Origin of the sequence: Nostoc sp. KVJ3 (assembly GCF_026127265.1) — a bacterium.
GTDB lineage: Bacteria > Cyanobacteriota > Cyanobacteriia > Cyanobacteriales > Nostocaceae > Nostoc.
Genome location: NZ_WWFG01000001.1, coordinates 2,090,005 through 2,109,136 on the forward strand (window position 1 = coordinate 2,090,005; position 19,132 = coordinate 2,109,136).

Sequence of the window (19,132 nt, forward strand, 5' to 3'; positions counted from 1 at the left end):
GGGCATTTGGGCATTTGGGCATTAGTTATTCTCCTCCCCACTCCCCACTCCCTTCTAATTAAGAATTTGTCTAAGTGCTGACTGTAAATTAGGGTATTTATACTCAAAGCCTGTTTCTATGGTACGCTTGGGCAGGACTTGCTGGCCTTCTAAAACAACTATAGCCCCGTCTCCTAAAAGAGCTTCGATCGCAAACCCAGGAACAGGCAACCAAGAAGGGCGATTCATCACTTGTCCCAAAGCTTGGCTTAAATCTGCCATTCGGACTGCATTAGGGGCAGTAGCATTGTATACACCTTCAATTTCCGGTTTAGTTAAAGCTTGCAGAATCAGGCTAACTAAATCTTCTACATGAATCCATGAGAACCACTGCCTACCACTACCAATGGGGCCACCAGCAAAGAGTTTGAAAGGCGGAATCATTTTACCCAAAGCACCACCATTGCCTAGAACAATCCCAAAACGCAGAATTACCAGCCGTACACCAGCATCTTTTACCTTTCTTGCTTCTGCTTCCCAAGCTTGGCAGACTTGAGCGAGAAAATCGTTACCAGATAGGCTTGTTTCATCAAAGGTTGCCGTTTCACTGGTACCGTAGTAGCCAATAGCCGAAGCGTTAATTAACACAGTTGGGAGACCGCGCGTTGTGGGGGTTCCCCCCGTTGTAGCGACTGCCGTCTTGGGGTTAGCGTTGACTATTGCTTCAACTATTTTTTGTGTACCTAACTTTCGGCTATTGAGGATTTCTTGTTTGCGTTCTGGCGTCCAGCGTCCTTCACCAATGGGTTCTCCTGCCAGATTAACTACGCCATCACAATTAGCAATGACACTTTGCCAAGAACCAGATTTATTTGGTGTATAGGCAACAATTTCTAGATTTGAGAAAGCCTCAGATGGGAAAACCTTTTGAGCAAAGGTGGTGTTCCGAGTTAGTACTACTATTTTATGACCTTTTTCGTGAAGTCGTTGTACCAAAAGACTACCGACAAATCCTGTTGCTCCAGTAATTGCTACTTTCATTCATTTTTTACCTCAGCCAAACCTTTATTGTAAAGTTTTTGATCGAACTTTTAGTCTTATTACTTTTTTACTTAGCACTCGTTACGGGTTAAACGCCCCGCTATTCGCGTACAGCACTCAGCACTGTTTCGGTGACTGTATATCTGGTAATGTCTAATCTCAAAACTCAAAAACTTTGCTTTTTGAATGACTTTCCGTTTAGATGCTTCGGTATTATAGGATGGACGGAGTGTTGCAAGGCGTGGGGCTATTATGGCTCGCTATACCTGTTCGTTTATTGTTTCTGTTCCTAGTGACCATCTGCTGCCGTTACTTGTAGAACTTCTACAGGACTGTCAGTTGGATATTCAATACCATACAGGCGATTACATTATCGCCCGTCAAGTTCCTGGCAATGTTCCTTTTCCTAAATTAATCACAGTAGAAGTACTGATTGATAAATCAAAATCTACCGAAACAGAAACCAAAATGAGTATTGTGATTAAAAATGAAGAACTACCACTTCAATTAGATAATTACTGCCGACAAATGTTTGAATTCATCAAACAGGCTATTGAAAATAGCCGCCATTGGCATTTGATTGAAAGTCTTGCAGGATAAGTAAGTCGGCGCTAATATTTCAAACTATGTTAGGAAATTCAATGTAGGGGAGCCAGCGTGTTGCGTTGTCGCCAAGCGTTGCACCGTCAACAATTCAAGGTGCGTTAGCCTACGGGATAACACACCCTACGAACAATTTATATTTCTTAATATACATGGAATTTTTTTCGCCGACTTACCGAAACAGTGCTGAGTGCTGTACGCGAATAGCGGGGCCTTTAGCCTGTAACTTGGCTTAGAGTAAAAAAAGTAATAATCGCACTTCATTTCAGAAGGTCTGTTCGCGCAGCGTCCCGTAGGGAAAGCAACTGCTTAAAAGTCATGGAAAAAGAAATAAATATTTATTTCGAGATGTGTAGCGTATATTTAATGCGTCCTTACTTCAATCCTCTAGATTTATCTCTCTTGGTTACTCACCACTCAGCACTCACCACTCCTGAATTAGATTTGGTGATTGAATTGACAATCCCACAACTTTCAGCCGTGAGAGCGTCAAACTGAGATTGGTAGCTGGAATTCAATCTCCAATATCTTCTAAATCCTCGGCCATACCGGGGTTTATTAATGTAATGTCGTACTCGCTCGAATCTGTTTGTCCCAAACGCTGAGTGTTTCTTAAAAGGTAATAAATGGCACGTACTTGAGGCCCAAAAACGATCTCGTCTTCATTTCTGAGATCGTGGGCTGGTATCTTTCGTCCATTAATCATCAAACCGTTGGAACTAGGCTTACCTCTGGCATCGCCATCTACAATTCGGTAATAGTAGCTTTGACTATTATGCTCTCGTGGCAATCTCACTAATGTGGCATGGCGGCGGGAGACAAACTGCGACATCAAACGGATATTACATTCGCGGTCTCTACCAATAGAGTAGACGGGTTGCTCTAGAGAAAATTCTTTGCGACCTTGATCGTCTTCAATAATCAGTAGATGGTTTTCATTGGTTTCTGCTGCCATTGACAAATCGGTGGAACTGTAATTGATCAAAAGTTGTTTAGTATCGGATTTTGCCATTTTCGCGCACCGTCAGTCTGTGGTGCTGATCTAAATAAGCTTTAAAATTGCATAATACATTGAAAGATGGAATTAAAGAAGAATTCAGAATTCAGAATCAAGAGGCTTGCCGACTAAGTATCTGCTTTTTCGGTCAGAATTCAATTCTGTTAGCGGTAGCGTGGCGTTTAGCCTATTCTGACTCCTGAATTCTCTTTTGATAAACAAGATCTGTGCTAGGAAATTTTCCGTGCAAAAAAGTATTCTAAGGGTGATGAGTTAATCGCCGTAATAATATTGAGTTTGTAACAACACTAACAGAGCTAAAAGCCATTAATGCAGCAGCACCAGATGGGTTAAGGACAAAACCCAGACTAGGGAACAAAACACCCGCAGCTAAAGGAATGCCAACTGTATTATATGCAAAAGCCCAGAATAAATTTTGGCGGATTTTGTTGAAGGTGGCGCGACTAAGCTGAATCGATTCGACGACATCGTTTAAGCGATCGCGCATTAGGATAATTTCAGCAGTTTCCATAGCCACATCTGTCCCTGAGTGTAAAGCAATTCCGACATCTGCTTGGGATAAAGCTGGAGCATCATTGATTCCATCTCCTACCATTGCGACAATTGAGTGCTGAGTACTGAGTGAGGAGTTAGGAGTTTTCTTTGTCTCCTTGTCTCCTTGTCCCCCTTGTCCCCTTATCCCTCCTAACTGAAGAGATTGTATTGCAGCCGCTTTTTTAGCTGGAGGGACACCTGCAATTACATCAGCGCTATCTAATCCTAATTGTTTGGCTATGGCATTAGCTGCTTCTGGGCGATCGCCACTGAGCAACATTACCCGTAAGCCCATCTGACGCAATTTGTCTACAGTCGATTGGGCATCTGCTCTGAGGGGATCAGAAACAGCAATTAGTCCGGCTAAAGTCCCACCAATTGCCATGCAAACGACTGTTTTACCATCTGTTGCTAAATCCTGTGCTAACTGTTGTGCAGTTTCGCTAATGACAATTCCGTGCCAACTCAACCAGTCCCAGTTACCCAGAAGTACAACTTTGTCTTCTACCACAGCAGATACTCCTAGTCCTGGTTCAGTGTGAAAGTCCACAGCCTTTGGAATAGATAACTGTTGTCGCTGTGCTTCTTGCTGAATTGCTTTTGCTAGGGGGTGGTGAGTACCGATTTCTACGGCTGCTGCGAGTTGTATTAGGGATTGGGCATTGTCATTCTTCCCCATTCCCTCATCCCCAGTACCCATTTCTGAAATTAACAGGCAATCGGTAACAATGGGATTACCTGTGGTGAGAGTGCCAGTTTTATCAAATACTACGGTGTCTAACAGGTGTACTTTTTCTAAAACGTCGCCGCCTTTGATTAACAGACCTCGTTCTGCGCCCATAGCAGTCCCGACAAGGATAGCTGTTGGTGTGGCAAGTCCTAAAGCACAGGGACAGGCAACTACCATAACTGCGATTGCTAGTTTTAAACTAATTAATCGCGTCTGTATAGAGTTGTGAGCGTGACCCATCATTTCTATATCACCAGACATGGTGATATCAGTCCAGATATGAGTGCCAAAAAAGTACCAAAAAACAAATGTTAATACAGATGCTGTTAGTACCCCGTAGGTAAAGTAACCAGCGACTGTATCCGCTAATTTCTGTACTGGGGCTTTCCGAGTTTGGGCGGCTTCTACTAAGGTGACAATTTGAGCTAGAGTTGTATCACTTCCAGTCCGAGTTGTCTGAATTGCGATCGCTCCTGACTGGTTTATTGTCCCTGCTGTCACCATATCTCCGGGTTGCTTAATTACTGGTACGGCTTCCCCAGTCAACATGGATTCATCAACGGTTGTTTGACCAACCACCACTTCACCATCGACAGGGATTTTATCACCTGGCAGCACTTGTAACCATTCACCAACCCGCACCTGTTCGGCGGGAATCTCTACACTAGAAGATCCCACTCCACCTTTTTCTGGATTGGCAATCAATCGCGCTACCTGTGGCTGAAGTGCTAGCAATTTCCGAAATGCAGCAGCTGCGCGACCTCTAGCTTGTTGTTCTAATGTTCTTCCTAACAGAATAAAGCCCAGCATCATCACTGGTTCGTCAAAAAAGCACTCCCAACCCATTTGCGGAAAAAGTAGCGCGACTAAACTAGCAATGTAGGCTGTCAGTGTTCCTAATCCGATTAGGGTGTTCATGTTAGGCGCATTTCGCTGCCAGCCCAGCCAGCCATCTACCAAAATCGGGCGACCGGGAATTAATAGCGCTACTGTCGCCAATCCACAGTGGAACCAGATGTTATTTAGCATTGGCAGCACTGAGCTACCAAGATTACCAAAATGTCCACTTGCCGATAATAATAGCAAGATTGCTGCGATCGCTAACTGCCTTAGAGAAGACCGCATTTCTCGGCGCTGTCGTTCTGCTTGGTCTGGTAAGGTAGATACCTCACCTGCGACTGTGCTACTAGCTTTTCGGGGTTGAGTTGGGAATCCAACGGCTGTTAATCGCTGTGCTAGTGCATCTGCATCTACCGCACCAGTTTCTGATTCTACAACTGCTACCTCTGTGGCCAGGTTTACACAGGCGCTTTTGACTCCTGGATGTTGGGTTAACTGTCGTTCTACTGCGTTCACACACCCCGCACACTTCATGCCCCCAACATCGAGAATAATTTTCTCTAGGATTGGGTCAAGTTCTGGGGCTGGGTTAGTTTTTGGGACAAGTTGCATGGCTTGTGTTTAGATTCGCTACAGAAATTCAACGCCTGAATAAAAGCGTCTCTAATTTGAGCGTAGGCGAAATATGGAACTACGACTGTATGTCAACCCTATTAAATTTCTTAATTTATCGTACTTTGTTAAGGGTCACTGACGGCTCCAGCGTAAATAAGTTACATAAATAATCGCTCCAACTTGCATAGGCATGAGGACAATCAGGCTTCTCCAAAAATTGTGAATTTCCAAATTAGACATAGCGGTGAAATAGCCAAAGCCTAACAACAAGAAGAGCATCCAGATCAGTTGTTTACGTTTGATGGTTAGCATAGCAGTAGGATTCAGAGTTTTTTAGGAAAAATATTTAGTTATACGTATCAATCTGTATAGAATACACAATCAATTTAATTAATAGTTAATCAAAAAAGAAGTTTACCCAAGGGAGAATTCATAAAATAAAAATACATTTCTCCAGTTTGTGCTAGCTTATACAACCGGAAAATATAGTAGATAAAAACTGCAAATGACCCTATAATCTGTAATTTTCTTTGTTTTACTACATGACAATAAAATGCTGTAACTCGACGTTTTATCAATAGTTCCAGGGTAATATGAACTGTTACAATCACAAAACTAGCAAATAAAAGTGGGCCGAATAAATGTTCTGCTACTGCTTTAATCAAATTTCCTTGAGCAATAGCCATAAAAGAGCGAGTCATCCCACAAGTTGGACATGGAATTCCAGTCAAACATCGGATTGGGCAAACTAAGAATCCAACTCTATAACCTTGGTGATAAAAATAAGTCCCAAGTAGGGGTGTACAGGAGAATCCTAGTAAACCCCAGCGAACTAATTTCCCGTGGGATGACAAAGGATAAGGAGATAATTCAAACACCAATGCACATTAAATTAAAACGGCAAAAAAATTTTAGATAAAGGCAATCAAAACCAGCCTTTCTTCTCGACGATGTAAGTATTGAGGAATTCTTCATCAGTCTTGGTTAAGTAAATTATACCTTCAACCAATCCGACAATCCCCATGACTGCCCCACCAAAACCACATGTAAGTATGGTAACAAGCAGCATGATCAGACCTTCGGTAGTGTAACCAAGAATAAACTTGTGAATACCTAATGCTCCTAACAAAATAGCGCAGATACCAGCTGCAATTTTTTTGCTGCTAGGATCACTGGGGTTAACATTAGACACTATGAGAATACTCCTCAACTATAAATAACATCCCCAATCTTAATGTAATTATTCTTACTTAGCACCTGCATATCTCTCATTAGTAATAAATTGTCAAATTTTAACCAATTCAAAAGGTAAATCAAAACTTAGTGTTACAGTAGGCAAAGTCAAGAGTATAATATTTTACTGATTATATTCAAAAATACACTCAAGATATATAACTTCACAGAGGAACCCAAGTATAAAATATAAGTTTTTAGAACCAGCCTTGCTTATTCACAAAGTAGGTGTTGACAAATTCTTCAGGGGACTTATTCAAATAGATCATGCCTTCAATCAAACCTACAAGTACCATAATTAACAAGGCAATGCCGTAGGTGAAAGAACCCCCGACTACAGAAATTACCAACATGATAAAACCTTGTGAAGCGTATCCTAGAATAAATTTATGAACCCCAAATGCTCCAAGGATAATGCCACAGTAACCAGCTAAAAGTTGTTTGATCGGGTGACTGGGGTTGAGATTTGCCATATTAAGTGTCGCTCCTTGATAAGTAAGGTATAAAAATAAAGTCTTTATTGTAATGAAAGCAAATACATTTACTTGCTTAATAAATAGATTTTTAATTTTTCAGTCCAAGTAAGCCCCAAGACAATGATCAAAATTAGCGTGCTTCTATTCCAGAAGGAACGCTAAGATGTCTTGTGGCATAGCCTGAAAACCTGACGTTCCTTAATGAATTTTTGGGGATTTGACATCGCAAACCCTGATGCGGCAGTTGTGCAGATTTTTAGGTAAGACATTTATCCTGAGAAGAATGAACCTCAAGAATCAGCAATAACTGCTACACCACTTTTTACAAGTCCATCAGTATTATTTCCGGATTTTTTTCCGATCGCACCAATCACAAGATCATCTGCTGGCTAAAATCACCCGGATGAAAATAAATGCTAGTAAGTTGTTCTTACTATGGAGATAAAAGCAAATATTTTAGTTTTTAGCAATAGTACTACCTTAGTGTCAATTGCTACCTAAAATAAATAGACTTAATAATGTACCGCTATTCCAGAGGCTATGGAGGAGCATAGGAGCAAGAAGGTTGCGCGATCGCGTGTAAACGACCCCTAAGACAATCCCTAACGCAGTGAGAGGAAGAATTTCTGACAAACTGAGGTGAGCGATCGCAAACAACAAACTACTGATTAGAATTGCTCCCCACACAGGTAAGTAACGAGTTAGAGAGGGTAACAAAAAGCCACGAAAGAGAATTTCTTCAAAAAATGGAGCTGCGATCGCGGCTGTGGAGAAAAATATACCAAGTGCTACACCATCTTGGCTTTCTAGGGCTAGTTGCAACAGAGGGTTACTACCACCCTGTCCTTGCCATAGCTGTTGATTAATCAAAGATACCACCACAACTATCGGTAAAGCGGTGCAATAGCCTCCTAGTCCCCACAAAAACCAGTTCTCTTGAAAACGGAAGCGAAACCAAAATTCTGGTAAGGGAAAAAAGCGCTTGAGAGAGAAATACAGCACTAACAACGCGCCTGATGCTACCAGTAAGTAACTAAGCAAAACATAAAAAGCCTGAAATCGCACATCAGCAACAGGACGCGGGATAGGGAGCAGCGATAGGGCTAAAGGCACAAAAATTTGCCCCATGAAGAAAAAGCCGACGACAAAAACCTGCAAAATCGTTTCACCATCCCAAGGCGTTGACCAAAGGACATCAGCATTTTGAGCTAGTAGCGAGGCTTTTCCTTTCAACAAGCGTTGAGCAAATAATAAAATTAGCAGTATTAGACCAATTAAAGCTGCCAAAGTGGGAATAGTGCCAATAACTGCTAATTTCACCACCGCTTGAGCCGCAGATTCTTGTTGTGCAGCTTTAACTGCTGATAAAGCGTCTTCTCGTTGCTGGAGTTGGTATAACTTAACCAAAGCATTGGAGCGAAACCAACCTTCTAAATTCTTTTGAATTCGTTCTTGAGCATTTTGCAGCAGACGGGGAGGATTGCTCCACAGTCCACTCAATACAGAGGCGGTTTCCCCAAATTCTGGATTGATATTTGAGCGTTGTTGTAATTCGCTCCAAGTTTTGAGAGCAGTATCCGTTTGTCCTTGCTGTGCTTGTAAAATTCCTAGACGCAAGTCTAATTCAGCCAGTAATTTTTGTAATTGCTTGAGAGACTGCTGTAACTGTTTCTCTCCCTGTTTAGAGGTTTTAGTAGTGAGAGGTACATCAGGTAGGGGTTTCGGAATTGTGGGAGTTATTTCAGGTTGAGAGCGTAATTGTGCAAGTTTGCTGTTAACTTTGTCCAAATTCGCTTCGACTGATTGACGCGCCTCCTCATACTGCTTTGTGGAGCTTTCCAAGGGTTGATCGCCAAGGATCGCTTCCCGAATCGACTGAAGATTGTCATCACCACTATCTTCTGATTGCCAAGCTGAGGCTTGGAGAGCAATATTGGTTTGGTACAGTTCCAGGCGACTTTGGAACTGAGGTTCTTGCCAACTACTGAACAAAGACGAAATTGCCAACAGAACTGCGATCGGTGTCAGTATAAAAATTAAAATTAACCGCTTGAGTGTCATCTATCCCCCTTTAACTAACCAGTGGAGAGCGCGTCCCCCTTGGGAATTATCGCAATAAAAAGTCAGAGGTGGATAGATATCATCAATATTATAGGTTTGCGATGAATTTGCTTAGGCGTAAAATTATAGATTGTGATTGCCAATGAAGCGTACCCCCTCCGGGGAAGGAAGCTAGGCTCGCTGTGGAATGTAACTGTGCGCGTTGGCTCGCACAGCGTCTTGTAGAGAAGCGTTAATTCAGATGGAAGGTTATAAATCTAAAGGTTTCGATGGAATGATATACATCAATTCTGCACCATCTGGTTTAATTTCTCTGGATGGAGTTAATTTAAGCCAGTCATGAAAGCTGATTCCTAATTGGGATATTGCCTGTACTTCTGTTTGGTAAGATTCAAAACGGCGATTGGTTTCAATCATAGATTCCATTACTTCAAATACTTGGGGAAGACGTTTGTACGCTTCTTGTTTTAAATCATCGTGACTTGGGCCAAACCAACCACCTTCAACCTCAACAGGAGTTAAAATTGCTGCTGGTATTGCATCTAACCATTTTTGAGGATCTTTAGCTATCTTAAACAGATTTTTACGCTGAAGCTCAAATACAGCATTTTCATCAAAAGCTGGATCAATCCATTGGTAAATTCGGGTTAATCTTCGCAAATCAATCTGACCTTTTAACTCAGGATCTAAGTATGCTGCGGGATTAGAGGTTAGGAGAATATCAACATATTTCTGAATACGAGAACGAATAACTATTGACCCTTCTTGGAAGCGACGAAATGCTGTATCATGTTCTTCTAATTCTAAATAGCAGCGTGCTTCAGCTAGATAGGCTAAAGATAAAGTCAGCAGATATTCATCAGCAATTTGGCTTTTTTGTTCAAGTTCGATATCCGTATATTGAGTGTAAATATGCTCTGCTTCTAAAAAGCGGTTAATAGCTTGTAGGGCACTGCTTCTACGATTTTCAGTTTTGGTCATTGTAAAGGCATTAGTTGCTAATTCGATTGCAGCACGAAAATTAGCATAGAAACTAAGGTCGATTTTACGGTTAATCTTATTTAACAGTTTTTGTGCTTCTTGTAAGCGTTTTTCTAATTCCTTAAGCCGTTGTGCTATTACAGCAAAGCCGATAACTGAGACACCAAGGTTAAGTATACTGACTGCACTAGCTACCTGCAAAATTCCTTGAGTGATTTGCACACTTTGCCCAAGCTTACCTAACTGATTTTCAATCCCACCTAAACGCTGATTAACATCAGCTAATCCTTTTCCTGTCACAGCCGCATTAGCCCCTGAAGCAACAAGATTTGCACTTGAGAAAAAAAGGTTGAATAAATTGTTAGGGGTATCAGTTAACGTTGGTACTTGGGAAGTATTTGATCCCTGCTCACGTAACCAACTAACGACTTGTTTTGTCCCTACATCTCTGATAACACCCCCTACCCTTTCAAAACTTCCATCTGCCAATCCTTTGGCAATCCAATCAGCAAGCATAAAGGTTACTGTCACTGGTAAACTCATAATTTTCTCCTAGTTGCTAAATTTCAGCCGTGTGATGTCTGGTAGCCAGTTGCTTCGATTCTCCACAGCAAATACCTGCGCTTTAGTCAGTATTCCCAAATTGAGTTGTAGTTTGTGTAATAGCCGCACTTTTTAAGGTGAAGATGAAGAGCGATCGCAGATACAATCATAAGTAAAAGACAAACTGGTAGAAAATCACTGAAATTGTGACCCTTCAACTCCCTGAAATCCTGGCATTGAGTGATGATGCAGATGCACTGGAAGTTCGCAGTTATTGGGTACTTGTGGGTTGGCATCCTCCAGAGGATTGAACAAAACGTAGATGAGAGAGCGATCGCTAAAATCTCATCTCAGTCAGATACAGTTAAAATATGGTGGTAATTTTTTTATTTCAATTAACAGCAATGACCAGGTTTTACATTTATGTAGAACATAAACACAAAAATCTATGAATAAAACACCCTCTCCCGATGAAAGTCAGCAAATGCTGAAGTGGTTAAACCAGAATCGTCAAATGTTATTAGATTTATATAAAAATCAATATGTTGCTTATAATCCTAATGGCTTAATCGCTCATGGTGAAAACTTGCATGAAGTTCTAGAATTGGCAGATGCTTCAGAACAGCCATTTGTAATTTACTTAGTTCCACGTCGCACTGCTTCTATCCAAATTCTCCCAATTCGCTTTCGTACAGTTGCTCGGCATGACTGGCAACCAAATTATCATGTAAAACTGAAGCACAGAGATATAGAAGTTTCGACAATAATGTTAGTAGACTCTGGTGCTGAATTAAGTTTAATTTCTTTTAAAGTCGGTCAAGATTTAGGCTATGCTTTGGCTGATGCAGAATCAACATTATTAGCAGAAACCATAGGTGGTAGAGTTGAGTATGTTTTACGTAATTTTGAACTGACAATTGATGAACACAATTTTATTGCCCCTGTAGCATGGTTACAAACTAATACAGGTGGAGAGCAATTACTTCTAGGAAGAGAAGTTGTATTTGATAAGTTTAATATTGAGTTTAGACAAGCTGAGGAACAAATTATTTTTACATGGCGTAGAGATAGTTAATTAGTTAACCACAGATACCCCTGACAACTTGCAGAAATTCCCTTAGTACAGGTGTCATATCTTCTTCCCGCCAGACTATAGCCGTTTCTACTAATGGTGTTTTCTCCTCTACAGCACGATACACTACACCAGCCCTCTGAAGATTTTGCAATGAAGACGGCGCGATCGCAATTCCCATTCCGGCTGAAACCAAACCGATAATTGTCTGCATCTGAATCGCTTCTTGCGTAACTTTTGGGCTGAAATTTCCTTGCTGACAAAGACTCACAATTTGGTCGTAAAGTCCGGGGCCTAAATAGCGAGGGAACATGATAAAGTTTTCGTTGACTAGCGATCGCACTGAAATCTTTTCTTGTTCAGCTAAGGGATGAGTTTCCAACATAGCCACAATTAGCGCTTCTTGTTGAATGCACTCTTGATTGAGTGCGTTCTCTTCTAACGGTGGATGAGCAAAGCCTACGTGAATGCGGCGTTCTTGTAGCGCTTGTTCTTGCTGAGTTGTAGTTAATTCTTGCAAAATCAACTCTACTTCTGGAAACTGTTCTCGAAATTGCCGCAAAATTACAGGAAGCAAATCGTAGGTTACTAAGCTAGTAAATCCGATTCGCAGTTGTCCCTTCTCACCTCTGCCGATTTTTTGGGTTAGCTCAATTGCTTTTTGGAGTTGAGCTAAAAGTTGATAAGCTTCTTGCAAAAATACTTGTCCAGCTTGGGTTAGCTGTACCTGTCGCTTGGTTTTGCGGTGAAAGAGTTCTACTCCCAATTGCGCCTCTAATTGCTGAATTTGTTGGCTTAAGGGCGGTTGAGCGATATGCAATCGCTCGGCGGCTTTAGTAAAGTGCAGTTCTTCAGCGACAGCAATAAAATAGCGCAGATGTCGCAATTCCATTTTTTTGATATTTTATAAGTTTCAATTCTCTATAAATATATATTGGACATCTCAAAAATACCTAAATATCATACTTATACAGATATCGTAGGGAGTCAAAGCTATGCCGGAAAAGTATACTCCAGGCTATTCGAGTAATGCGATGAATTTCATGGCAAAACGCACCTTAGATAGTCATGGTGCATTTTTCAAGCCTTATTTACGTCCAGGGATGAATTTACTAGATTGTGGTTGTGGCCCTGGGACGATCGCTTTAGGTTTAGCAAAAGCGATCGCTCCTGGTATGCTTACAGGTATCGATCGAGAAATATCTCAAATCCGAATAGCTGCTGAAAGTAGTTTCAGCCAAGGTGTTAGTAATACTAATTTTCTGGAAGGGAATATATATTCTCTGCCATTCCCAGATAATTCCTTTGACGCAATCTTTTCTCATGCGCTATTTGAGCATCTGCAAGAACCTGTGCAAGCGTTGGGCGAACTTCGGCGAATTTTGAAACCGGGAGGGATTGTCGGTCTTCGTAGCCCTGACTGGGGTGGATGTCTAATTACGCCTACTATACCAGAAATGGACAAGGCAATTACTTATTACAAATGGCTCCATGAGCAGAATAATGGTAATCCTTATGTAGGTAGAGAGTTACGTGCTTTGCTGCGAGAAACTGGGTTTAGCAATATCAAGGTTTGGGCATCTTATGAATGTTATAAACCACTGAGTGCGATCGCAGAATATTTAGGGGAGCGAATCAAGGCTTCTGCAAAGGAAGATCAAGCTGTGGAGAAAGGTTGGACTGATGAGCGATCGCTTACAGCAATGAGTAATGGTTTGCGAGAATGGAGTCAGCATCCAGATGGATTTTTTGCTCAAGCTTGGTGTGAAGTTGTAGGATACAAAAATTAGATTAGAGTACTCCAAGTAAAAAAATGCTCAATAGTCATTGCGAGCGAAGCGAAGCAATCGCAGCCCTTGGGATTTGCTTCGCTTCTCTACGAGACGCTCCACGAGCGTTCGCAACGAAGGGTTTTGGATCATTTATTTTTTGGAACACTCTTAATCCAAGATTTTCTAGAGAATTTGTGACAAAAACTTTTCTGGATTTAAAGCTGAGGTGGGTTCGTCAATCAGCAAAATAACTCCAGAAAATATCATCCACAGCCCAGGATGAAAATCTGTTTCTCCCATCTCTTCAATGCTCCATGCCCAATGCGCCATGCCCCAGGCCCTAATTGCATACTTTGATGCGATCGGAAGTAGCCACACCAACCTAAACAACAACCCCTAGCAGGTTAAACTAGGTCTGGTAACAGCTGCTCCACGTTCCTTATGAGGCTTTTATGGGAGCTAACCTCAAACAGATTGCCAACTATTTAGACAACCTTGGTTGGGACTACCGTTTTGATGATGAAGAAGACCGGATTATAACAGGTGTAGAAGCTGATAACCTAGAAGATTTTCTGATAGTTGTCCAGTTGGATGAAGAGGGGAAATTTTTTCGGGTATTTGCCCCCCAAGTTCTATCAGGAATTCAAGACCACCCTCACAAGGGAGTTATTCTACAGACGATGCTTGCCATTTCCTGGGAAACCAAAATGTTGCAATGGGAGTATGACCCATCTGATGGTGAAATTCGTGCCATTATTGAGTTTCCTTTAGAAGACTCGATTCTTACAGAAAAGCAATTTCACCGTTGTCTGAGTGGGTTAATTCAGATTGTGGATGGTATAGCAATACCTCGCCTAAAAGAAGTGATGGCAACAGGTCTCGATCCGGGGAATATAGAACTTGGGGAAAGACTGTTACTCAGTATCCAGGAAGAAGCGCCAGGATTACTAGATTTGTTAGAAAAGGCAATGGAGGCGCGAAAAAAACGAGGAAGTTTTCCCAGCGAGTGAGACGGATCATCACTTAAATAGCTATACTCCAAAGTGATACCCTCACTATATACTGAAATTTTCTGGGGCTGGATATTATGACATCCTATGCAACCTCCTCTGCCAAAGCGGAAATGAGTGAACTACGGCGGTTGAAAGGCTTACTACCGCCAGAATTACAGAGCTGGGTCACGGTTGAAGGCACAACTGAGGTCAATCCACCCCTGGTTCGCTGCGAAGAAATTGGTAAAGACCAGGTAGAAATTCAAATTGACTTGGTGAAATGGGATGCCCTCGCAATGGATCAGCGTAATCTGCTGTTCTGGCATGAAGTTGCTCGCGTTCAAAATGACACAATTCCTAAAGATGGTTGGGAAATGGCAGCATTAGCCATCGGTTTAGGTGGTGCTGTCGGCGAATTGTGGGTACAAGATGGATTGCTGCTGGTGTTAGCTTTGTCGCTGTGTGGCGTGTCAGGCTGGCGGCTGTATCAAAAAAATAGCGGGGAAAAGCAACTAAGAGAATTGCTCAATGCTGATGAGAAAGCGATCGCTTTGGCAACTCGTTTTGGTTATAGCCTCCCCAATGCCTACAAGAGTCTTGGTAGTGCCTTAAAAACCCTGATTGACAATACTCCTAGCAAGCGCCAAAGGTCGAAATACGAAGCAAGACTCTCTGCCCTCAAACGTAGTGCCAATAAAGCAAAAGCTAAATCCAAAACTCCAGATGAAGGCGGCTTCTAATTAGTTAGGAGAGACGCGATTCATCACGTCTGTATAGGAGAGACACGATTAATCGCGTCTGTACATTATTAGGATTTAGGAGTTAGAAATTATGAGTGAAATCCAAACCTCAAACTCCTCCTTCCTTATTCCTCACTCTGCCTTCGACTGGAAATGCCTACTGAGGGGCTGCTGCCTTGATGATCGGCGGCAAAAATGACTATTTCATTGAATCTTACTTTTTTCTTGACTACATCTTTATCAAACTCAAATTTTACAGAAGCTTTTACAACTGGTTCAGCATTTTATGCGTCTGAGGGATCACACGCACGTGCTTGATAAACCCTTTCATCAAAGCTTGCCACGCCAAAACTTGATCGGCTGTAGGCGCAAGCATCTGTATAGGGGAGAATTGTTCAGATACTGCTAAAGGCGTAACAGGTTGTAAAAATACTGAGATATCTGGGCTAACCTCTGCCACGAGCAAAGCTGAACGTTCCAACTCGGCTGAATCTGTGTTTTGAGACACAATTATCTTGACAAAAACATTTAAATATGAGTCATGACATAATTGGAGAAATTTAGCATGTTCTTGCCAATGACTTTCGCCACTAACACTGGGCAATTTAAAATCCATACCCACAGAGTCTAAATAGGGAAGAATCATCGCTAGTTGTTCTGGGCGATGCCCGCCAGTTTCTAAGTATATGGGTAGACCCGTGATGGCTCGTACTTTGGGTAGAAACTGCGTTAAAAATGGGGCATGAAGAAGTGGTTCGCCTCCAGTTAAGCTAATGCTATCGTGTAGAAAAGGTAGATTTTGCTGTTTTACCCATTCAATTAGTATGGGTAAAGAGACAGGGTTAGAGTGGATTTCAAAGTCGCGCAATCCAGGCGATCGCTCTATCCGACAACTAGCAGGTGCATTCCAAGTTTGGGCACTATCACAAAAGTGACAGCGCAAATCACACAAGGCAAAACGAATAAATATCTGACGCGTCCCGACATTGAGTCCTTCCCCTTGAATGGCAGAAAAAACCTCAATTAGGCGTGCGGTAGGTGTAACGGTAGTTTTAGCAATCATAAGATGAGAACAATGCGATCGCGCTGCGTCGGCACAACAGCAAGGATGTTTTTTGGCTTCTTGTTCTATTGTGAATCGTCGCTAGCGATCTCCAATCTCAGCCCCGGTAAATAAAAATTAGTCCTTATTACTACTGATTCTAAATATTAGGTTAGGTAATTTTGGAGGACAAAATAATGTTTGGCAGATTACATTATACATGGCAACGAAAGTGCAGAGCTTCATGACTAGCCAACCGACAGAGGTCGATTTTCCAGTTAATTCCCTAAACGACACGGCTATAATGCACGTGCCCGCGCGGTTGAGTGTGCTGGAGGCTTTAGGCTTTAAACAAACCTGCCAAAGCTTAATTCAGCCCAATTCCCATCCTAAACAAATCATCATTGACTTTCACCAAACTACTTTTATGGATAGTAGTGGTTTAGGTGCTTTGGTCAGTAATTTTAAATACGCCCAGACTAAAGGAATTACATTAACACTGCGGAATGTAACACCTCAAGTCATGGCAGTCTTAAAACTCACGGGATTAGATCAGGTTTTTCCCCTAGAGTCCGTTGATGATGGGTTACTACTAGAACCAGAAGACTTAGTAGATAATCGGAAGACAACTTCCCGTAAAGTAGAGCCATTACCCACTACTCATGCTTCTGTCGCATCTTGGATGAAACGGTTCTTAGATATTGTGGGTTCTATGGTCGGTTTATTAATTACAGGATTTTTGTTTATTCCGATTGCGATCGCTATTCAAATTAACGATCCAGGCCCCATTTTCTTCAGTCATACCCGTTGTGGTTGGATGGGGAAGCGGTTTGAAATTTGGAAATTCCGTTCCATGTGTGTGGATGCGGAAGCGAAGAAATCCGAAGTTAAAAACCAAGTGCAAGGTGCATTTTTCAAGAATGAGAATGACCCCAGAATTACCAAGGTAGGGCGCTTTTTACGGCGAACAAGTCTAGATGAACTACCTCAATTTTGGAACGTCCTTAAAGGAGAAATGAGTTTAGTAGGGACTCGACCACCTACACCCGATGAAGTGGAACGTTATGAAGTACCAGAGTGGCAACGTTTAGATGTGAAACCTGGTATGACTGGCGAATGGCAAGTTAATGGGCGGTCTACAGTCCGTAGTTTTGAAGATGTAATTCGCCTAGATTTGCAGTATCAAAAAAATTGGAGTTTGGTGTACGATTTAAAGCTAATTTTCAAAACTATAGCTATTCTATTTAATAGAAACAGTGGTGCTGTTTAGCTAACTACCCTTATTCACAATTTTTTGATAATTCCCAACTCTCGCAATAATTCTTAAATACACCCCAGCCCATAATGGGCTGGGGTAAATTTTAGGTTTTTACAGCACAAGTAAGTAAAATTATCCCACCGCCTTCTGAATACTAACTACTTCAATCTGTTGTACTTCTGGCAACAAACGCCTCACGCTTTGCTTAACAAATCCCTGCAAAAAACCAATCTGCTGATTTTGCTGAAACACTTTTTGTAAGGTTTGCCGCAAGTTCTCCAAATTCAAACCATTCCCAGAATCTATTGCTATTTCCTGCTGTTGGAAATACTCAATTAGACTTAACCCTGCAACTCTAGTCAGATAAGCTGCACTTACTCCCTGCACTACGCCACCAGCAACAAAAGTAACGGCATTACTTTTAAGAACAGTACTAATTGCCTTTGTAGAAAGCTCAACTAAACCCAGTTTCAGCATCAAACTTCCCATTGTTCCAGCTACAGTTTGTGCCTGTTCCAACGAAAATTTCTGCTGATAGATATTACCCAAGTCCATTACCATCTGAGCATTAATTGCCGCAGTCGCCAGAATATCAAGGGCTGGAACTGGGTTAGCAAAGGCAGCAGCCGCAGCTATCCATTGATATTGTTCAATAATTGGGGTGGCGCGATCGCGTCTGGTTGCATTTAGCCAGTTTTTTGCCTCAGTTTTCAACAACCCAGCTTTCCTCATGGTAGTTACCCAAACTAGCCGTTGTCCTTGCTGTGCCAAAACTTCACCCAACTGCTGCGCCAACTGCTGGATATCTGCTGCTGGTTGTTCCATCCACTCTTGCACAGTACCATCAGCCTCATGCTTTCGGACTTTGATGGCAATGGGAGAGGCGGCTGTTGCAACTACATTTCCCTGCATTCGCTGTTTCAATGACAGCAAGATACTAGCGCTTTCATCGGCTAAATACTGATCTTGTTTGTTAAAAACCAGGATTGTCGGCTGATTTGCTGCTTTTAGCTGCTGTAAGGTTTGAAATTCTGAGTCTGTCAAATCACCGTTTGTCAGAAACAGAACAAAATCAGATTTTGCAACTTCTGCTAAAACATCTACATCTGAATTGTCACCAGTTTCTCTAAACAAAGGTGCTGTCTCTAGAAAAGACACGAAATTTCGTGTCTCTACATTTTGTTCTAACACTTGAATTAAGGCGCTTTTACCTACGGATTTACCGCCAGTTACAGCCACTTTAATTTTTTGTCTGTCTAATTCCAACAACAATTGGGCAATTTGTTCTCGCAGTGTCGCTAATGCTGGATGGTTTTCTGCTTCTTGTGCCAGGTGGTTAATTACAGTTTCAGTTTTAGCGATCGCACTTTCCACAGTTGCTCGATCTACAAGCATACTATTTAGCTGCTCTAAACTGTCCTTCGAGCGATTTTGCTGGAATAACCACAAACCACCGCCTACAGCTAAGGCACTCAACAAACCAAACTCACCCACCTGCACTATCGAGTCGTGCCAACTGTCCAACATCCACAGAGAAAGGGACAGTCCCAATCCTCCCACTAAAATTGGTCGCTGCAACTTCACAACCATGATTCTCCGCGC

19 protein-coding genes are annotated in these 19,132 nt (G+C 41.9%); 6 read left to right on the plus strand and 13 right to left on the minus strand.

Translation table 11 applies throughout. The features are described from left to right. Positions 1-54: 54 nt before the first annotated feature. Positions 55-1,020 (minus strand): TIGR01777 family oxidoreductase, encoded by a 966-nt coding sequence (locus tag GTQ43_RS08305; RefSeq protein WP_265272182.1) that lies wholly within the window; start codon positions 1,018-1,020, stop codon positions 55-57. A gap of 252 nt (positions 1,021-1,272) precedes the next feature. Here GTQ43_RS08305 and GTQ43_RS08310 point away from each other — a divergent pair, with 252 nt between their 5' ends. Beyond that, positions 1,273-1,620 carry a hypothetical protein gene (locus GTQ43_RS08310; protein ID WP_265272183.1) on the plus strand — a complete coding sequence of 116 codons (348 nt, stop codon included), beginning with the start codon at positions 1,273-1,275 and terminating at the stop codon, positions 1,618-1,620. Positions 1,621-2,137: 517 nt separating this feature from the next. On the opposite strand, the gene GTQ43_RS08315 is transcribed toward GTQ43_RS08310, so the two are convergent. From GTQ43_RS08315 to GTQ43_RS08350, 8 genes are all read right to left on the minus strand, one after another. Next, positions 2,138-2,635: an FHA domain-containing protein gene (locus GTQ43_RS08315; RefSeq protein ID WP_265272184.1), complete on the minus strand. Its 498-nt coding sequence runs from the start codon at positions 2,633-2,635 to the stop codon at positions 2,138-2,140. Positions 2,636-2,879: 244 nt separating this feature from the next. Next, positions 2,880-5,357, minus strand: a complete 2,478-nt coding sequence (locus tag GTQ43_RS08320) for a heavy metal translocating P-type ATPase (protein ID WP_265272185.1) — start codon at positions 5,355-5,357, stop codon at positions 2,880-2,882. A 135-nt stretch (positions 5,358-5,492) separates the two neighbouring features. Next, positions 5,493-5,672 (minus strand): hypothetical protein, encoded by a 180-nt coding sequence (locus tag GTQ43_RS08325; protein WP_265272186.1) that lies wholly within the window; start codon positions 5,670-5,672, stop codon positions 5,493-5,495. 89 nt (positions 5,673-5,761) lie between these two features. Continuing rightward, the gene (locus GTQ43_RS08330) at positions 5,762-6,238 is read right to left on the minus strand and encodes a DUF2752 domain-containing protein (protein ID WP_265272187.1); all 477 of its coding nucleotides are present in this window, start codon (positions 6,236-6,238) and stop codon (positions 5,762-5,764) included. Between the two features lie 47 nt (positions 6,239-6,285). After that, positions 6,286-6,552, minus strand: a complete 267-nt coding sequence (locus tag GTQ43_RS08335; RefSeq protein ID WP_265272188.1) for a TM2 domain-containing protein — start codon at positions 6,550-6,552, stop codon at positions 6,286-6,288. Positions 6,553-6,790: 238 nt separating this feature from the next. Further along, entirely contained in the window at positions 6,791-7,066 is a 276-nt protein-coding gene (locus GTQ43_RS08340; RefSeq protein ID WP_265272189.1) for a TM2 domain-containing protein, read from the minus strand. A 489-nt stretch (positions 7,067-7,555) separates the two neighbouring features. Beyond that, positions 7,556-9,130: a CPBP family intramembrane glutamic endopeptidase gene (locus tag GTQ43_RS08345; protein ID WP_265272190.1), complete on the minus strand. Its 1,575-nt coding sequence runs from the start codon at positions 9,128-9,130 to the stop codon at positions 7,556-7,558. A gap of 249 nt (positions 9,131-9,379) precedes the next feature. After that, positions 9,380-10,654 (minus strand): hypothetical protein, encoded by a 1,275-nt coding sequence (locus GTQ43_RS08350; RefSeq protein ID WP_265272191.1) that lies wholly within the window; start codon positions 10,652-10,654, stop codon positions 9,380-9,382. 448 nt (positions 10,655-11,102) lie between these two features. Here GTQ43_RS08350 and GTQ43_RS08355 point away from each other — a divergent pair, with 448 nt between their 5' ends. Next, positions 11,103-11,729, plus strand: coding sequence for a retropepsin-like domain-containing protein (locus GTQ43_RS08355; RefSeq protein WP_265272192.1), 627 nt, complete (start codon positions 11,103-11,105; stop codon positions 11,727-11,729). Between the two features lie 4 nt (positions 11,730-11,733). On the opposite strand, the gene GTQ43_RS08360 is transcribed toward GTQ43_RS08355, so the two are convergent. Further along, positions 11,734-12,618: a LysR family transcriptional regulator gene (locus GTQ43_RS08360; RefSeq protein WP_265272193.1), complete on the minus strand. Its 885-nt coding sequence runs from the start codon at positions 12,616-12,618 to the stop codon at positions 11,734-11,736. A 103-nt stretch (positions 12,619-12,721) separates the two neighbouring features. Here GTQ43_RS08360 and GTQ43_RS08365 point away from each other — a divergent pair, with 103 nt between their 5' ends. Next, positions 12,722-13,516: a methyltransferase domain-containing protein gene (locus GTQ43_RS08365; RefSeq protein WP_265272194.1), complete on the plus strand. Its 795-nt coding sequence runs from the start codon at positions 12,722-12,724 to the stop codon at positions 13,514-13,516. A gap of 165 nt (positions 13,517-13,681) precedes the next feature. Here the strand turns inward: GTQ43_RS08365 and GTQ43_RS08370 are convergent, their stop codons facing one another. Further along, complete coding sequence (locus GTQ43_RS08370) at positions 13,682-13,828, minus strand: hypothetical protein (protein WP_265272195.1); 147 nt, start codon at positions 13,826-13,828, stop codon at positions 13,682-13,684. Between the two features lie 122 nt (positions 13,829-13,950). On the opposite strand from GTQ43_RS08370, the gene GTQ43_RS08375 reads away from it, so the two are divergent. Next, entirely contained in the window at positions 13,951-14,508 is a 558-nt protein-coding gene (locus GTQ43_RS08375) for a hypothetical protein (RefSeq protein WP_265272196.1), read from the plus strand. Between the two features lie 77 nt (positions 14,509-14,585). Further along, the gene (locus GTQ43_RS08380; RefSeq protein ID WP_265272197.1) at positions 14,586-15,230 is read left to right on the plus strand and encodes a DUF3318 domain-containing protein; all 645 of its coding nucleotides are present in this window, start codon (positions 14,586-14,588) and stop codon (positions 15,228-15,230) included. 265 nt (positions 15,231-15,495) lie between these two features. Here the strand turns inward: GTQ43_RS08380 and GTQ43_RS08385 are convergent, their stop codons facing one another. After that, positions 15,496-16,293, minus strand: coding sequence for a 7-carboxy-7-deazaguanine synthase QueE (locus tag GTQ43_RS08385; protein WP_265272198.1), 798 nt, complete (start codon positions 16,291-16,293; stop codon positions 15,496-15,498). A gap of 199 nt (positions 16,294-16,492) precedes the next feature. Between GTQ43_RS08385 and GTQ43_RS08390 the strand changes: the two genes are divergently transcribed. Next, positions 16,493-17,542, plus strand: coding sequence for an anti-sigma factor antagonist (locus GTQ43_RS08390; protein WP_265272199.1), 1,050 nt, complete (start codon positions 16,493-16,495; stop codon positions 17,540-17,542). 120 nt (positions 17,543-17,662) lie between these two features. Here the strand turns inward: GTQ43_RS08390 and GTQ43_RS08395 are convergent, their stop codons facing one another. Continuing rightward, complete coding sequence (locus GTQ43_RS08395) at positions 17,663-19,120, minus strand: YcjF family protein (protein WP_265272200.1); 1,458 nt, start codon at positions 19,118-19,120, stop codon at positions 17,663-17,665. Between the last annotated feature and the right edge of the window lie 12 nt (positions 19,121-19,132).

Coding starts and splice junctions, on each gene's coding strand:
- GTQ43_RS08350 (WP_265272191.1), bottom strand. CDS start 10,654: ATGAGTTTACCAGTGACAGTAACCTTTATGCTTGCTGATTGGATTGCC.
- GTQ43_RS08340 (WP_265272189.1), bottom strand. CDS start 7,066: ATGGCAAATCTCAACCCCAGTCACCCGATCAAACAACTTTTAGCTGGT.
- GTQ43_RS08325 (WP_265272186.1), bottom strand. CDS start 5,672: ATGCTAACCATCAAACGTAAACAACTGATCTGGATGCTCTTCTTGTTG.
- GTQ43_RS08365 (WP_265272194.1), top strand. CDS start 12,722: ATGCCGGAAAAGTATACTCCAGGCTATTCGAGTAATGCGATGAATTTC.
- GTQ43_RS08315 (WP_265272184.1), bottom strand. CDS start 2,635: ATGGCAAAATCCGATACTAAACAACTTTTGATCAATTACAGTTCCACC.
- GTQ43_RS08370 (WP_265272195.1), bottom strand. CDS start 13,828: ATGGCGCATTGGGCATGGAGCATTGAAGAGATGGGAGAAACAGATTTT.
- GTQ43_RS08380 (WP_265272197.1), top strand. CDS start 14,586: ATGACATCCTATGCAACCTCCTCTGCCAAAGCGGAAATGAGTGAACTA.
- GTQ43_RS08385 (WP_265272198.1), bottom strand. CDS start 16,293: ATGATTGCTAAAACTACCGTTACACCTACCGCACGCCTAATTGAGGTT.
- GTQ43_RS08345 (WP_265272190.1), bottom strand. CDS start 9,130: ATGACACTCAAGCGGTTAATTTTAATTTTTATACTGACACCGATCGCA.
- GTQ43_RS08395 (WP_265272200.1), bottom strand. CDS start 19,120: ATGGTTGTGAAGTTGCAGCGACCAATTTTAGTGGGAGGATTGGGACTG.
- GTQ43_RS08355 (WP_265272192.1), top strand. CDS start 11,103: ATGAATAAAACACCCTCTCCCGATGAAAGTCAGCAAATGCTGAAGTGG.
- GTQ43_RS08310 (WP_265272183.1), top strand. CDS start 1,273: ATGGCTCGCTATACCTGTTCGTTTATTGTTTCTGTTCCTAGTGACCAT.
- GTQ43_RS08390 (WP_265272199.1), top strand. CDS start 16,493: ATGGCAACGAAAGTGCAGAGCTTCATGACTAGCCAACCGACAGAGGTC.
- GTQ43_RS08320 (WP_265272185.1), bottom strand. CDS start 5,357: ATGCAACTTGTCCCAAAAACTAACCCAGCCCCAGAACTTGACCCAATC.
- GTQ43_RS08375 (WP_265272196.1), top strand. CDS start 13,951: ATGGGAGCTAACCTCAAACAGATTGCCAACTATTTAGACAACCTTGGT.
- GTQ43_RS08305 (WP_265272182.1), bottom strand. CDS start 1,020: ATGAAAGTAGCAATTACTGGAGCAACAGGATTTGTCGGTAGTCTTTTG.
- GTQ43_RS08360 (WP_265272193.1), bottom strand. CDS start 12,618: ATGGAATTGCGACATCTGCGCTATTTTATTGCTGTCGCTGAAGAACTG.